The sequence below is a fragment of the Pseudoalteromonas sp. NZS11 genome (assembly GCF_015864765.1).
GTDB classification, from domain to species: Bacteria; Pseudomonadota; Gammaproteobacteria; order Enterobacterales; family Alteromonadaceae; genus Pseudoalteromonas; species Pseudoalteromonas arctica.
Window position 1 is genome coordinate 269,735 of sequence record NZ_JADYWP010000004.1, and the last position, 14,317, is coordinate 284,051.

At 38.7% G+C, this 14,317-nt stretch carries 13 protein-coding genes; 7 read left to right on the forward strand and 6 right to left on the reverse strand.

Features of this window, described 5'->3' with window-relative positions; translation table 11 throughout:
• Positions 1 to 3 precede the first annotated feature (3 nt).
• Entirely contained in the window at positions 4 to 420 is a 417-nt protein-coding gene (locus tag I6E82_RS10810) for a type IV pilin protein (protein ID WP_024607276.1), read from the forward strand.
• Between the two features lie 6 nt (positions 421 to 426).
• On the opposite strand, the gene I6E82_RS10815 is transcribed toward I6E82_RS10810, so the two are convergent.
• Positions 427 to 957, reverse strand: a complete 531-nt coding sequence (locus I6E82_RS10815; protein ID WP_024589415.1) for a GspH/FimT family pseudopilin — start codon at positions 955 to 957, stop codon at positions 427 to 429.
• A 79-nt stretch (positions 958 to 1,036) separates the two neighbouring features.
• The gene (locus I6E82_RS10820; protein WP_121954429.1) at positions 1,037 to 1,588 is read right to left on the reverse strand and encodes a GspH/FimT family pseudopilin; all 552 of its coding nucleotides are present in this window, start codon (positions 1,586 to 1,588) and stop codon (positions 1,037 to 1,039) included.
• A 160-nt stretch (positions 1,589 to 1,748) separates the two neighbouring features.
• Here I6E82_RS10820 and glnB point away from each other — a divergent pair, with 160 nt between their 5' ends.
• The gene (gene glnB, locus I6E82_RS10825) at positions 1,749 to 2,087 is read left to right on the forward strand and encodes a nitrogen regulatory protein P-II (protein ID WP_002962211.1); all 339 of its coding nucleotides are present in this window, start codon (positions 1,749 to 1,751) and stop codon (positions 2,085 to 2,087) included.
• Positions 2,088 to 2,134: 47 nt separating this feature from the next.
• Here glnB and I6E82_RS10830 read toward each other — a convergent pair whose 3' ends face one another.
• Positions 2,135 to 2,899, reverse strand: a complete 765-nt coding sequence (locus tag I6E82_RS10830) for an outer membrane protein assembly factor BamD (protein WP_007581382.1) — start codon at positions 2,897 to 2,899, stop codon at positions 2,135 to 2,137.
• Positions 2,900 to 3,040: 141 nt separating this feature from the next.
• Between I6E82_RS10830 and rluD the strand changes: the two genes are divergently transcribed.
• From rluD to clpB, 3 genes are all read left to right on the forward strand, one after another.
• Positions 3,041 to 4,018: a 23S rRNA pseudouridine(1911/1915/1917) synthase RluD gene (gene rluD, locus I6E82_RS10835; RefSeq protein ID WP_007581384.1), complete on the forward strand. Its 978-nt coding sequence runs from the start codon at positions 3,041 to 3,043 to the stop codon at positions 4,016 to 4,018.
• Positions 4,018 to 4,749, forward strand: a complete 732-nt coding sequence (gene pgeF, locus I6E82_RS10840) for a peptidoglycan editing factor PgeF (RefSeq protein WP_197117877.1) — start codon at positions 4,018 to 4,020, stop codon at positions 4,747 to 4,749. The genes rluD and pgeF overlap by 1 nt, the downstream gene beginning before the upstream one ends.
• A 96-nt stretch (positions 4,750 to 4,845) precedes the next feature.
• A complete protein-coding gene (gene clpB / locus I6E82_RS10845) occupies positions 4,846 to 7,422 on the forward strand; it encodes an ATP-dependent chaperone ClpB (RefSeq protein ID WP_101164058.1) in 2,577 nt (858 codons plus the stop codon).
• Positions 7,423 to 7,474: 52 nt separating this feature from the next.
• Here the strand turns inward: clpB and I6E82_RS10850 are convergent, their stop codons facing one another.
• Positions 7,475 to 9,022, reverse strand: a complete 1,548-nt coding sequence (locus tag I6E82_RS10850) for a methyl-accepting chemotaxis protein (RefSeq protein WP_197117879.1) — start codon at positions 9,020 to 9,022, stop codon at positions 7,475 to 7,477.
• A 587-nt stretch (positions 9,023 to 9,609) separates the two neighbouring features.
• Here I6E82_RS10850 and gshA point away from each other — a divergent pair.
• Positions 9,610 to 11,187 carry a glutamate--cysteine ligase gene (gene gshA / locus I6E82_RS10855; RefSeq protein ID WP_010554628.1) on the forward strand — a complete coding sequence of 526 codons (1,578 nt, stop codon included), beginning with the start codon at positions 9,610 to 9,612 and terminating at the stop codon, positions 11,185 to 11,187.
• A 144-nt stretch (positions 11,188 to 11,331) separates the two neighbouring features.
• A complete protein-coding gene (locus I6E82_RS10860) occupies positions 11,332 to 11,943 on the forward strand; it encodes a transglycosylase SLT domain-containing protein (protein WP_010554629.1) in 612 nt (203 codons plus the stop codon).
• A gap of 48 nt (positions 11,944 to 11,991) precedes the next feature.
• On the opposite strand, the gene I6E82_RS10865 is transcribed toward I6E82_RS10860, so the two are convergent.
• Together I6E82_RS10865 and I6E82_RS10870 are read right to left on the reverse strand one after the other, a co-directional pair.
• Positions 11,992 to 13,260, reverse strand: coding sequence for an HlyC/CorC family transporter (locus I6E82_RS10865; protein WP_007581396.1), 1,269 nt, complete (start codon positions 13,258 to 13,260; stop codon positions 11,992 to 11,994).
• Positions 13,261 to 13,321: 61 nt separating this feature from the next.
• Complete coding sequence (locus I6E82_RS10870; RefSeq protein WP_007581398.1) at positions 13,322 to 14,128, reverse strand: cytochrome C assembly family protein; 807 nt, start codon at positions 14,126 to 14,128, stop codon at positions 13,322 to 13,324.
• Positions 14,129 to 14,317: the final 189 nt, after the last annotated feature.

Genomic DNA, 14,317 nt, shown 5'->3' on the forward strand with positions numbered 1-14,317 from the left:
TAGATGAAAAAACAACACGGGTTTACCTTAATTGAGCTGATGATAGCCGTTGCTATCGTCGGCATACTCGCTTCAATTGCGCTGCCTAACTATACTGAATATGTAAAGCGTGCTTCGCGCGCTGAAGCTGCTGCAGCATTGTTAGATGCTGCAAACAAGGAAGAGCAATATTTTGTCGATAATAGGGAATATACAGAGACATTTACTGATTTAGGATTGCAAAGTAAAACCGAAAATGGCCATTTTGAGCTATCCATAAAGGTAGTCGATAGCAATACCTTCACTATTACAGCTAAACCTATAGACGGTGCTGTAAAAGGCGATAATGATTGTAAAGAGCTTACAATTACTGACACAGGCCTCAAAGGTGCAAAAGGGTCTAAAGGAGACTCAGATGTTGACTATTGCTGGGGTCGATAGCCTAGATTACTTCTTCTGACACTTATCAGTTGATTTGATGCGAATTCTACCCGTTTGACTTACAGATAAAGCCAATCCTTCGAGATTGGCTTTATCGCTATTGGGGCAATATATAAAAGTCCCATTTTGAAAACCATTTAAAGAACCATCTGGACGAAATGTAATGGCGTTGCGCGGATACTCTAAAGTATCAGCATCATGAACATCCTCGAAAGTGCTTAAGAGTAACTCATCATCATCTAGAGTCGTTGATTTATCTTTGTCGATAAATAGTGACATTTGACCATCCCACTCGTCCTTTGTGCATTGACTGCCTTTTAGTGCGCAAAGCGTGACGTAAGTACCATTTTCAATTGCGTAAAGACGGCCATAATTTATATTTCGGTGTAGTAGATTCACATGGTTATCTAATCGGTTTTTAGCCAAGAAGTCTGGATAAAACCACATCGATAATTGACTGATTACACTGACAACAGCAATTGAAACCATTAATTCAAGAAGTGTCACTCCCTTGTTTTTTGATATTGATAATCTCATCCTTGAAGACCTGAGTTAATAAATGATTAACTCAGTCTAGTAAATGATACAAATATGACAAGATTAATTTGTATGTTTTTTAACCGCAAGTCTGAGCTGTATCACCAGTATAAAAAGAAGTACCAGATTGAGATACTGTTAAAGCTTTGTTATTTTCATTATCACTATTAGGGCAATAGATAAAGTCTCCCGGATTTGTTGTAATACGACCACTGGTATTAAAACGAAGACTTGTCTCGTTACCACTATAACTAAGGCTATCAGTTGCAGGAATATCCTCTATAACTCTCAACAAGGCATCGTTAGCTACGTTATAACTTCCATTGTTATCAGCATCAACAAAAACAACAATGATTTTATTCGTGTCCCATTCTGGTTCACATTCAAACTCATCTTTAGCTTGTTTAATAGCGCCTTCTTGTGCGGGACATAAAATAACTATTTCATCCGTACTTGCCGCTTGAGAGCGTGCATAAGTAATGCTTCTTTTTAATTCCAACAAAAAATTCTCAGCTCTATTTTCTTCTAGCATATCGCTGCTATTCCAGATCGCAATGGATGCAATGATCCCAACGATAGCAACGGTTACCATGAGTTCTAAAAGAGTGAATCCGTTTTGTTTATTTTTCATATTAATCTCATTTACTGCTAGTCATTTAAGTATCGCTATTTTTATACAATAAATTATACCATGATCGGTTGTTTTATCACCGTAATTCAATCGCTTTGTTTGCTATGAGCATCATGATTGTCTAAAATCGAGGCAACTGGAGCTTTCAAAAGTAATTAATATGAAAAAAATAGAAGCAATTATCAAACCTTTTAAGTTAGACGATGTGCGTGAAGCGTTGTCGGATGTAGGTATTACAGGTATGACGGTAAGCGAAGTTAAAGGCTTTGGACGTCAAAAAGGTCACACTGAGTTATATCGTGGCGCAGAGTATATGGTTGATTTTTTACCTAAAGTAAAACTTGATATTGTATTGACTGATGAAGATGTAGACCGTGCAATTGAAGTTATTGTAAAAACGGCACAAACAGGAAAAATCGGTGACGGTAAAATATTTGTCACTGATGTTGAGCGTGTAATACGTATTCGTACTGCTGAGGAAGATGAAGAGGCGATTTAAGATTTTCTTCTACGCAGTAAAAAGGCGCTTACTAAGCGCCTTTTTGTTTATTTAGTTCTTTTATTTAGTCTTCGTGTTTGCTTTGCGTGCTCACTAAGCTCAGTTAAACCTAATTGGTCGTAACTTTTTTCCATCATTTCAAGCGCGGGATCCAAGTAACTGCTTTGTGAGTAGTGTTCAACAACAAACTTACCTCTATTAGCAGCAGCTAAATAAGCTTCACGCTCATAATAGTAAGTGGCTACTTTTAATTCATAACGTGCCATACGATTTAAAAGCCATACTAAACGACGCTTAGCTTCAGGCGCGTAATCACTTTTCGGAAAGCGTTTTACTAGTGTCGATAAATCGGTAAATGCAACACGTGTACGGTTAGCATCTCTATCAGCTCTATCTACACCAAAGTACTCTTGGAACGCATTTTTATCTGCTTTAATGTTTACTAAACCACGCATGTAATACATGTAATCTAGGTCTTTATGGTTTGGATTTAAGCGGATAAAGCGGTCAATGGTTGCAAGTGCTTGTTCAGTATTACCTGATTGGTAATGTGCATACACTAAGTCCATTTGTACTTGTTTAGAGAATGGGCCAAACGGGTAGCGAGAATCTATTGCACTCAAAAGTTCAATTGCGCGAGCATATAAACCAGAATCTAGTGTTTCTTTTGCGTCTTCATATAAAGCGTGTGCAGACTTATTCGGTACACGTTGAATGTCTTCTTGGTCTGGAGCAGACGAACAAGCGCCTAAACTAAGTACAGAAACTGAAAAAACAATGGCAAATGCACGTTTCCCTATTTTATTTATCATTTTATTTGTTACCTTCGATGTCTTCGGCTAGGCCAAGTCGGTAAAACCGAGTAAACTATGCGTATTATATTATGCTTTTATTAAAAGCGATTCTAACCCAGTCGAGCAAAGCTTGCACTGGTAAATTGGGTAAAGTTACTAATGTCAGAGCAAATTTCTCTTCAAGCCGACGTTCCAACCGAATTAGGTGGTAAACGTCTAGACCAAGTATTAGCACAATTGTTCCCTGATTATTCACGTTCTCGTATAAAAACGTGGATATTGGATGATAAAATCACCGTAGACGGTGAAATTTTCAACACTCCACGCGAAAAGCTACTAGGTGGTGAAGTTGTAAGTGTTGAAACAACAATTGAAGCACCACGCGAATACGAAGCACAAGATATCAAATTAAACATTGTTTATGAAGACGATGATATTTTGGTAATTAATAAACCAATGGGCCTAGTGGTTCACCCTGGTGCGGGTAATCCTAATGGAACAGTGCTAAACGCATTACTACATTACTACCCTGAAATAATTAACGTACCACGCGCGGGTATTGTGCATCGTTTAGATAAAGACACGACCGGTTTAATGGTTGTAGCTAAAACGATTCCAGCACAAACGCATTTAGTGACAGCGCTGCAAAAGCGTGAAAACTTTACGCGTGAATATGAAGCACTGTGTAATGGTACTATGACCGCAGGTGGTATGGTTGAAAAAGCAATTGGCCGCCATCCGACTCAGCGTACGCATATGGCAGTACATGAACTGGGTAAACCGGCAATTACACATTACCGTGTTGCTGAAAAATTCCGTGCTCATACTCGTTTACGCCTGCGCTTAGAAACAGGTCGTACGCATCAAATTCGCGTGCACATGGCACATTTAAATCATCCGCTAATTGGCGATCAATCTTATGGCGGCCGTCCGCGTCCACCTAAAGGTGCAACACCTGAGTTATTTGAGTTACTTCGTAGCTTTAGACGCCAAGCACTACATGCTGTAAAATTGAGTATTGCGCATCCAATCACGGGTGAAATGATGACATGGCAAGCACCTATCCCAGACGATATGGTTGCTATGACACTCGCATTACGTGAAGATACCAAAGCTAATCCTGATATCGATAGATAATGCACTTATTGTCAGCGACATGGCAAAACCTTCATAAAGTAGGAACGTTAAGTACTACTTGTGGAGGTGGTGTTTCAAAAATCCCATTTAAAAGTTTTAATTTGGGATTCCATGTTGGTGATAATCAAAGTCATGTATCAAAAAACCGCTCATTATTAACAAATCTCCTACCTAAACCTGCCGTGTGGCTAAATCAAATTCATAGCTCTAATGTTGTTATTGTTGATGAACATTTTGATTTTGATGAGTTACACGATGCTGATGCGCTTTATACTCAGTTATTAAATCAGCCTTTGGCTATAATGACCGCCGATTGTTTACCTATTTTATTAGTCAGTGATGATGAAAAAGAAGTTGCAGCTATACATGGCGGCTGGCGAGGGCTTGAGCAGGGAATTATTAAAAATACATTAGAGTGCTTTAGTACAAAGTGTGAAAATATAAATGCGTGGCTAGGGCCTGCAATTGGGCCAACTCGATTTGAGGTTGGGGCTGAAGTGTTTGAGTTATTTCAAAAAAGGTCCCCTTTATTTATTCACGCATTTACACCACAAACTAATGGTAAATATCTTGCTGATATTTATGGTATTGCGCGTACTTTACTTACCCAGCAAGGCGTTAAAAATATTACGGGTGGCGACTACTGCACAGTCTCTCAAAGTGACTTATTTTTTTCTTATCGACGAGATGGACAAACTGGACGCATGGCTAGTTTGATCTGGCGCAAGTAATTCACATCTTTAATCATTATATTTCCCCCTACACCTTGAACAAACACCTAAACATACCCATTAATTAAGCAATTAGATTATTTAATAGGTAACACCATGCGTTTAGATAGATTTACAAGTAAATTTCAATCTGCGCTTTCTGATGCGCAATCGCTAGCCCTTGGTCGCGATCATCAATTTATTGAACCCGTACATTTAATGTATTCATTGCTAAAGCAAAGTGGCTCTAGTGTACGTGCATTATTTGCACAAACGGGTGTCAGCGCTGACGAACTCAACACCAAGCTTTCACAAGAAATAGAAAAATTATTTAAAGTAGAAGGTGTAGGTGGCGACGTCCAGCTATCAAACAATATGGCATCACTTATTAATCTATGTGATAAGTACGCGCAAAAACGCAAAGACAAATATATTTCAAGTGAATTATTTGTACTGGCGGCATGCGATGATAAAGGTCCACTTGGCGATATATTTAGGTCGTTAAATATTACCGCAACTAAAATTGAAACTGCAATTAAAGCGATTCGCGGCGGTCAAAAAGTTGATGACCCAAATGCCGAAGAAACACGTCAAGCGCTTGAAAAATTCACGATTGATCTAACTGAGCGAGCAGAGCAAGGTAAGCTTGACCCCGTTATTGGTCGCGATGACGAAATTCGCCGCACGATTCAGGTACTACAACGCCGCACTAAAAATAACCCTGTATTAATCGGTGAACCAGGTGTTGGTAAAACAGCAATTGCCGAGGGGTTAGCACAGCGTATTATTAATGGTGAAGTACCTGAAGGATTAAAAAATAAACGCGTACTATCACTTGATTTAGGGGCGTTAGTTGCGGGTGCTAAATACCGTGGCGAATTTGAAGAACGTTTAAAATCAGTATTAAACGAATTGGCTAAAGAAGAAGGCCAAGTCATTTTATTTATTGATGAAATACATACTATTGTAGGTGCAGGAAAAAGTGACGGTGCCATGGATGCAGGCAATATGTTAAAGCCAGCATTAGCACGCGGTGAATTACACTGTGTTGGCGCAACCACGCTTGATGAATACCGTAAATATATAGAAAAAGACGCAGCTCTTGAGCGTCGATTCCAAAAGGTACTTATTGAAGAGCCATCTGTTGAAGATACCATTGCAATATTACGTGGCTTAAAAGAGCGATATGAGTTACATCATTCAGTAGAAATTACTGATCCCGCGATTGTTGCTGCGGCGCAGTTATCTCATCGTTACATTAGTGACCGTCAGTTACCCGATAAAGCGATTGATTTAATAGATGAAGCGGGTTCTTCGATTCGATTACAAATTGACTCCAAACCAGAATCGTTAGACAAGCTTGAACGCCGTATCATCCAGCTAAAGTTAGAAGATAATGCGCTAGCGAAAGAAAAAGACGAAGCAAGTCAAAAACGCCGAGCTGAAATGCAAGAGTTGATCACCGACCTTGATGGGCAATATCGTGAGCTAGACGAGATATGGAATGCTGAAAAAGCATCACTTCAAGGCACGCAAGTAATTAAAGCCGAGCTTGAACAAGCAAGATTAGATTTAGATGTAGCGCGAAGAGCAAGTGATTTACAGCGTATGTCAGAGCTGCAATATGGGCGAATTCCAGAACTTGAACGAAAACTTGATTTAGCCTCACAAGCCGAAATGCAAGAAATGACTCTGCTTAAAAACCAAGTAGGTGAGGATGAAATTGCTGAAATACTGTCTCGCTGGACAGGAATTCCTGTTGCAAGAATGCTACAAGGTGAGCGTGAAAAGCTGCTGCAAATGGAAGATAAGTTACACAGTAAAGTAATAGGGCAAGATGAAGCGGTTGTTGCTGTTTCTAACGCAATACGACGCTCACGTGCCGGGCTTGCAGATCCTAATCGTCCTATTGGTTCTTTCTTATTTTTAGGTCCAACTGGTGTGGGTAAAACCGAGCTGACAAAAGCACTGGCTGGTTTTATGTTTGATACCGAAGATGCCATGGTGCGTATCGACATGTCTGAGTTTATGGAAAAACATTCAGTCGCACGTCTAGTAGGGGCTCCTCCAGGTTACGTGGGTTACGAAGAGGGCGGTTATTTAACAGAAGCTGTTCGTCGTAAACCTTACTCAGTGATATTGCTTGATGAAATAGAAAAGGCGCATCCTGATGTGTTTAATATTTTACTGCAAGTATTAGATGATGGCCGATTAACTGACGGGCAGGGTAGAACCGTTGATTTTAAAAATACCGTTATTATCATGACCTCAAATCTAGGCTCAGATATTATCCAAGAGCAAGCGGGTAATAATGATTACACGACCCTTAAAGCTAAAGTAATGGAAGTATTAATTAATGAGTTTAGGCCTGAATTTATTAACCGTATAGACGAGACTGTCGTGTTCCACCCGTTAGCAAACGAGCATATAAAAGAAATAGCTGATATTCAGTTAATGAAATTACGTGAGCGTTTAACAGAGATGGGGTATCTGCTTGAAATAAGCGATGCTGCTCTTGAGCGAATTGCAGAAAGTGGGTTTGATCCTGTGTACGGTGCACGTCCGCTTAAGCGTGCTATTCAACAAACGATTGAAAACCCGCTGGCACAAAAGTTACTTAATGGAGACTACTTACCAGGTTGCGTGATCGTTATTGATGCAAATGACGACTCTCTGGTATTTTCCAAACGCTAATTGTAAATAATTAAACTCAAAAGCCGCTAAAATAGCGGCTTTTTTATGTTTGTTAAACTTTAAAAGTTAGTAATAAATCGTTCACCCTACGTGAACCTTCAACAAGTTCAGCTGCTCCTTTTGCCACATTAAAGCTTAAGCTTAAGTTGTTATCTCCAAAGTCTTTAATTTGCGAAACATTATTACTAATATCATTACTAACCATTTGTTGCTCTTCTGCAGCAGATGATATTTGTATTGCTAAATGAGATATTTCACTGATTTGGATAAAAATCCCCTCTAATTCAACTTGAGTTTTATCGGTTGTCAGCACACAATTATCGGCTTGTGCTTTAGTGCTTTGCATTACTTTGGACCAGCTAAATAAAGTGTCTTGTATTTCTTTAATAGAACTATGGATTTGTGTCGTAGCATTTTGAGTGCGTGACGAAAGAGTCCTTACCTCGTCGGCGACTACAGCAAAGCCTCGACCATGTTCTCCCGCTCTAGCTGCTTCAATCGCTGCATTAAGAGCAAGTAAGTTAGTTTGATCGGCAATTCCCTCTATTTCACTCATTACCTTACCAATCTTATCTGCTTCAGAGGCTAAGCTGGTGGCTGTGGTTGCAGCCTTTTCTACTTGAAAAGCTAAATCAGATACCATTTTACTATTATCTGCAATATGGTCTTTTATCTCAGAGCAACTTTGATGAGTGTTATTCACTTTATCAGCTGTTTGAGCCGTGTTTACTGATATTTCACCAATGGTAGAGCTCATTTGAGTCATCGCTGATGCAATTTGTTCTAAACGCTCACCTTGCGAAGAAATGCCTTTTTCAGTAAGTGCTGATTGTTTATCTAGATCAGTCGCGATCCCATTAAAGCTTAATGTAGAGTCTTTCATACGGCCAAGAACCGTGCGCAATTTTGCGCTTAGCATTTGCTCTCTATAATCACTTACGCTATGCGGTGTATGGCCGCTGTAAATATAGCGAGAGATTGAATCGGCTTTTGCTTTTTGTTCGCGTAATATTTTAGGGGTAACAATCAGTTCGTCATAATTTAGCGCAATAACTAAGGCGCACATCAATAGGCTAATTACAGCTAAAGAGATTGATCCCGTAACAGCAATAAAAATCAGCCAAAGTAATAGGCATATAAAAGTAACGCCTTGTCTTATTGTGGTGTGTTCTCGTAGTTTAAATGATGACTTATTGGCATTTATTTTGTTGTAAAGAGCGTGTGCACGTTGCTTAAGTTGAGAGCTTGCTTTAGTTCTTACTGATTGATAACCAACAAGTCGGCTATGTTCAAAAATAGGGGTTACAAAGGCATCTACCCAATAATAACGGCCATCTTTACAACGGTTTTTAACCATACCGCGCCACGAGTGTTCTTGTTTTAATGTTGCCCACATTTCTTTAAAGGCCGCTTTTGGCATATCAGGGTGACGAACAATATTATGATGCTGACCGATAAGCTCTTGTGCGCTATAACCTGCTACAGAGCAAAACTCTTGATTGACGTATGTTATTACACCCTTGAGGTCGGTAGTAGAAACAAGCTCTTGTGACTCATCAAAGTATACTTCTTCATTTTTTAAGCTTTTATCATTGTGCATTATGTTTATTATCATCCTTTATTGTTGCTGTCATTATATTGGTTACACACTACAAAGCAAAAAATAGCGTCTTTCCTTTTATGCTCATAAGGCAAATAATTGTTTTTATTGATCTAGATCAAATTTAAATATCGAGTAGCTAAATTGAACTCATTTTAAATAAGTTCCGGTCTATTATTTTAGGCTTATATTTTGCGTATTTAATTTATACTTAAATACGCATTTAAAGCATTTGTATAATGCCCAGAGCAATGGCAATATTACGACTTAATATAATGATGTTGGTCATATTGAGCGCATGTATAGAGTGGGTAAATAATTATTAACTTAGAAAAATTATATTGTTCTAGCAATTTATACCAGTTGCATTAAATAAGTGATCAATTATAGCGCTAAGAAAATAGCACAATAACAAGGCGAAAATTATGACATATAGTTGTTCTATATGAATAATTTTTAACGCAGTGAGTGCGCTATTTAATGCGATAGAATGATCATATTTTCAATAAAATTGGTATTAATCTTGAGTCTAAGTAATTAGCCCCCATAACCTTATGATTAAGCCACGTGGCCCGAGGAAAGATTTTTTGACAACACATGATTTAGCTAACGCACTTGAAGCGTTATCAGTAAATGAGCACCAACATGCAGTTAAAGGCATTAAACGTGGCATAGAGCGAGAGTCGCTAAGAATACAAGATAATGGTGCAATATCACCTCAAGGTCACCCAAAAGGTGTGGGCAGTGCGTTAACTAACGGCCATATCACAACTGATTTTTCTGAGTCTTTACTTGAATTTATTACTCCAGTTAGTGAATCGTCAACGCAAACGCTTAAGCAATTAAAAGACCTTCAAAAGTTCACTCTAGAAAAAATGGGCGATGAACTACTTTGGCCCATTAGCATGCCGTGTTTTATTGAGCACCAAGACGATATAGTGCTAGCTCAGTTTGGTAGTTCAAATACTGGTCAAATGAAAACACTATACCGTGAAGGATTAAAAAATCGCTACGGTAGTATGATGCAAGCAATTGCAGGTGTTCACTTTAATATTTCATTCCCAGATACGCTTTGGCAGTCACTTCATTCTTTACAAAAAAGCAATGCAAGCCTTCAAGATTTTATTTCAGAAGGCTACTTATCGCTTATTCGTAACTTTAAACGCGAACTATGGCTAATAAGTTACATGTTTGGCGCATCGCCAGCATTGTGTAACTCATTTTTGCAAGGTCGAAAAACTGACTTACCATTTAAAAAACTAGGTAAAGGCACGCTTTACTTAGAAGTTGGTACAGCACTGCGTTTAGGTAATTTAGGTTATACAAATAGCGCTCAGTCGTCACTACGCGTAATGTATAACTCGTTAGATGAATATGTAGCGGGCCTTAAAAAAGCAATCAATACACCATCAGAAATTTATGGTGATCTTGATGACTACAAGAGTGAAAACCCTAAGCAGTTAAATAAAAATATTCTGCAGATTGAAAACGAATTTTACTCGCCAATTCGTCCTAAGCGCAATGCGAAAAGTGGCGAAACGCCAACGGATGCATTGCTTCGAGCAGGCATTGAATACGTAGAAATTCGCGCATTAGACGTTAACCCGTTTAGCGAAGTTGGTATTGATATTGAGCAAATTCACTTTTTAGATGTGTTTTTAACGTATTGTTTATTAAAAGATTCAGCTCCAATGGATTGGAAAGAACAAGCACGTAGTACTGAAAATCTCGACACAGTAGTAAACCAAGGTCGAGAAGAAGGGCTAATGCTTAACTTTAATAACACACAGCGTAGCCTTCAGTCGTGGGGCGATGAAATATTTACCCAGCTTACAGATGTCGCTAAATGGATGGATAATGCTTATGGTGTTAACTATTACTCAGATACTATAAAGCGCATGGCAACGTGGATACATAATCCAGAGCTTACTTACTCTGGACGTTACGTGTCACAATTAAAAGAGTCTGGTTTAGACAACGGTCACTTTGCACTAGCATTGGCTAGTAAATATAAGCAAAGCCACGCAGATACTGACTACAGCGAGTTTTTAAAGCCTTGGCTGGAACAACAAGTTGTAGAGTCTAACGAAGCACAAGCTGCAATTGAGCAAGCAGATACCCAGTCATTTACCGCGTTTTTAGATGCGTATTTTGACGGTAAATAACCTTGGTACTTAGCAAAATTTAAGCAAAAAAACGCAGCCTAAGTTGGCTGCGTAAATATATTCAGGGATGAATTAATGCTGTACTGCTGCATTCATTGAGTCAGACCCACACTCTATAAAAAAGTTCTGTGAGATCTTAGAAAAATGAAAAAAAATGCAATTATCCTATCTCTCGCCATTACTTTAGCCGGTTGTGCTACAGCACCTCCAAAGCAACCTAACGATTTATGTAAAATCTTTGAAGAAAAGCCAGATTGGTATTTCGACGCAAAAGATGCACAAGAAAAATGGGGTTCTCCCAAGCATGTACTCATGAGTATGATGTACCAAGAAAGCTCATTTAAGCATGATGCCGCTCCGCCTATGGAGTACTTCTTATGGATAATTCCTACCGGTCGCGCAAGTGATGCCTATGGTTACTCGCAAGCTAAAACACCAACATGGTCTGATTATATTCGTGAAACAGGCAACAACGGTGCTGATAGAGACGACTTTGACGATGCAATCGACTTTATGGCGTGGTTTGTTTATAAAACGCATAAAGTAAATAAAATATCTAAATGGGATGCTTACGCACAATACCTTAATTATCATGAAGGTTGGGGTGGGTATAAGCGTGGCACGTACAAAAAGAAAAAGTGGCTAATGGGTGTTGCGAACAAAGTTAAGCACAGAGCGAGCCGTTATGGTGCGCAATTAAAACACTGCGAAGAAGAGCTTGATAAAGGTTGGTTTGAACGTCTTATATTTGGCTAGATAGTTATTAATGGATATAAAAAAGGAGCCAATTGGCTCCTTTTTTATTTAGCGAGAACGCTTATTCGGCAGTATCTTCACTTGTTTTATCATATTTTCTTTAACTTCGAGTACTTCAATAGGATATCCCGCGATACGCAAACTAATATTTGCATCAGGAATATTCTCCAAGTATTCAACAATTAAACCACTCAAAGTTTTAGGTCCATCGAGCGGGAAATCCCAACCCATTTCTTTATTTAAATCGCGTACGTTAGCGCCGCCATCCACAATACATGAGCCATCAGTTTGTGTTTCTACTTCTTCGCTCGGCGTACGAGTTTGCGTAGTTGTGAAATCGCCAACAACTTCTTCTAAAATATCTTCTAGGGTCACTAGGCCTTGGATGTCGCCATACTCATCTACCACTAAGCCTATGCGTTCTTTAGATTGCTGAAACTTTAATAGCTGAGTATTTAGTGAGGTTCCTTCAGGGATAAAGTAAATTTCACGTACAGCTCGTAGCAAAGATGGTTTATCAAATTGCTCTTTTGTAAGTAGACGAAGCGCATCACGTGAGTGAATAAAACCTACTGCATCATCTATATTATCGCGATACAACAACACACGAGTATGTTGTGCATGGGTAAGTTGGCGACTAATTAGCTTCCAATCGTCATTAATATCAATGGCCACAATTTCGTTTCGTGGGATCATAATATCTTCAACGGTTACTTGTTCTAAATCTAAAATTGAAGTCAGCATACTTTGATGACGAGCAGGAATAAGTGCGCCTGACTCATTGAGTACTGTTTTTAATTCTTCTTTACTCATGCTGTGTTCGTCGATTTGTGCGGCACTAATACCAAATAATCGCAATATTCCGTTGGTCATCCAGTTAATAACAACCACAAAAGGGAACATTATTTTAAGTAGCCCTTTTAAAATAATAGAGCTTGGAAAGGCAACTTTTTCAGGATAAAGAGCAGCAAGGGTTTTAGGGGTTACTTCAGCAAATATAAGCACGACTAAAGTTAACACACCTGTAGCTATTGCAATACCGAGGTCACCGTAAAGGCGAATACCTATAATGGTTGCAACTTGGGCTGCTGCAATATTAACAAGGTTATTACCGATTAAGATTAAACCGATGAGCCTATCTGGACGGCTAAGTAATTTACTGACTCGTTTAGCTGCACGATGATCCTCTTTAGCAAGGTGTCGCAGGCGTATACGATTGATTGACATAATTCCGGTTTCTGAACCAGAAAAATAAGCAGAAAAAAGCACCAAAAAACCTAAAATGATAAATAGGGTACTTGTCGATATGTCGTCCAACGATGGATCCTTTTCTTATAAATCAATGCGTATTAAGCTAGAGTGAGCAAGCAGAGTCAAGTTAAAACTTATTTAGTATCACTTCTTGTATGAAACGGCTGCCAAAATAAGCGAGTGTGAGGACAAATGCAGCGACCATGATTGTAATAACCACCGGTTTACCGCGCCAACCCTTTTTCATATGACCAATAGCAACAACGGCAAAAATAGCCCACGCAACTAACGACAATATTGTTTTATGAATGAACTCTTTAGCGAACATTCCATCAAGAAATACAAACCCTGAAAGTAATGCAAATGTGAGTAATATAGTGCCTAAATTAAGAAGTTGGTAAAGCTGGCGCTCCACAACCATTAAAGGCGGAAGATGGCTATGCACAATTGCTAAATCTTTACGTTTTAAACGTTTATCAATAAAGTAAAACTGTACACCATATAAAGTAGCGATAATTAAAATACAGTAGGCTAACAAAGATAAAGAGATGTGCGTTACTAAACCCACCTCAATATTAATACTTTGCAATAAAATATGATGAGGTATAAATAAACTGGCAATGGTTAGTAAGGCACCAAAACCATAAACAACGGGCAACAATAAAGTAGCAGGGAATTTTAGCGAGACAGTCGTCACCGAGACCACAATCACCCAGCACGTCAAAAGAGCGACGTTTACGATACTTAAATCTTGACCGTCGGCTCTAAAAACAGAGTTAACTAACAGCAGCATGTGCGCCACTATAGCAACCGTGCTTAAAATAACGGTTACTTTTTGGCTTGGGCCTTGTTGATGAAACAGGCGTGAAAGCACGTGAGACGTTGCTAACACATAAAATAAACTGGCAATAATAGTTAAACTAATAATCAGCATTGTGCTTGGGCCACTTAATTTGAGACAAAATAATCCTTGTTGTTATATAGCCATTGTATTTTATAGCAAAGCAAATGCATAGACCTTAAAAAAAGAAACTCATCAAGGTACACTTGAACACTATATTGTAAGACGCCATATACGGTATACTACTTTTAATTGAAACTTAATAAGTCAATCTAGGTTAAT